This is a genomic window from Spirillospora sp. NPDC049652 (assembly GCF_040675125.1).
Classification (GTDB): Bacteria; Actinomycetota; Actinomycetes; order Streptosporangiales; family Streptosporangiaceae; genus Spirillospora.
Genome location: NZ_JBFAOF010001387.1, coordinates 1 through 1,446, shown reverse-complemented (window position 1 = coordinate 1,446; position 1,446 = coordinate 1). Strand labels below are relative to the sequence as shown.

Genomic DNA, 1,446 nt, shown 5'->3' with positions numbered 1-1,446 from the left:
GGCCGCCCGGCGCGACGGCGGACGCGTCCGCGCCGCCGCCCGGTCGGGCCTGGCGGTCGGGCTCTGCGGCGGCATCAACGGCACGGCGACCGTGGCCGTGCTGACCGTTCCGTTCCTGTTCCTGCTGACCCGTCCGCGCGGCGCGCACCGGTTCCGGCTGCTCGGCTGGTGGACGGCCGCGGTGGCGTGCGCGGTCGGCTGGTGGCTCGTCCCGCTCGTCCTGACCGGGCGCTACGGCTTCTCCTGGCTCGGCTACACCGAGCAGGCCGACACGACGACCGCGACGACCGGCCTGGTGGACGTGCTGCGCGGCACCGAGCGCTGGATCAACTACCTGCCGCAGGCGCTGCCGGTCGGGGACGCGCTGGCCGGGCGGGCCTGGCTGGTCGTGGTCACCGCCGTCCTCGCGGCGCTCGGCCTCGCCGGACTCGTGCGCCGCGACCTGCCGGGCCGGACGTTCCCGCTGCTGGTGCTGCTCGGCGGCGTCGCGGTCGTCGCGGCCGGGCACGCGAGCCGGATCGAGGGCCCGCTCGCCCCGCACCTGCGCGACCTGCTGGACGGCCCGCTCGCCCCGCTCCGCAACCTGTACAAGTTCGACGGGATGGTCCGGCTGCCGCTCGCGCTGGGCATCGCGCACCTGCCCGGGACGCTGCGCGAGCGCCGCCTCAGGCTCGGCGTGTTCGCGGCGGCGGGCGCAACGCTGTTCGCCGTGGCGACGCCTGCGATGGCGAGCGGCCTCGCCGCGCCGGGCGGCTTCCCGGACGTCCCGCGGTACTGGCGGGACGCGGCGTCCTGGCTGAACACGCGCGCCGGGGAGCAGTCCGTCCTCGCCCTGCCGGGTTCGCGGACGGGCGACTACACGTGGGGACGGCCGATGGACGACGTCGTCCAGCCGCTGCTGCGGACCCGCTGGGGCGCGCGGCAGATGGTCCCGCAGGGGTCGCCGGGGTACGCGCGTCTGCTGGACGCGATCGACCAGCGCGTCACGGCGGGCCGGGGCTCGGCCGGGCTCGCCGAGGTGCTGGCCCGCTCCGGGGTGCGGTACCTGCTCGTCCGCAACGACCTCGCGCGGGGCGACCTGCTCGGCGCGTGGCCGGCGCGCGTCCACCAGGCGCTCGACGGCTCGCCGGGCGTGAAGCGCGTCGCGGCGTTCGGGTTCCAGCCCGGAGGCTGGGGCGACGACGCGGTCGGCTCCCGCGACCAGCCGTATCCGGCGGTCGAGATCTACCAGGTGGGCGGCGCTCGGCAGGCGGCCGCGCTGGTCGACGCGGACGGCGCGCTCCGGCTGCGCGGCGGGCCGGAGGGGTTGCTCGACCTCGCCGACGCGGGCGCGCTCAAGGACCGTCCGGTACTGGTCGGGGACGACGCGTCCGATCTCGGCGGGACGCCCGTGGCGTCGGACGCGGCGCGGCTGCGCACCCGGTCGCGGATCTCCGACCGCGACCG

Annotated in this window: 1 protein-coding gene; it reads left to right on the top strand. The window is 77.8% G+C overall.

Translation table 11 applies throughout. From position 1 onward, the window contains the following. Positions 1-1,446 (top strand): alpha-(1->3)-arabinofuranosyltransferase domain-containing protein (locus AB0J52_RS40445; protein WP_500188507.1); only part of this gene is annotated, 1,446 nt, incomplete at both ends.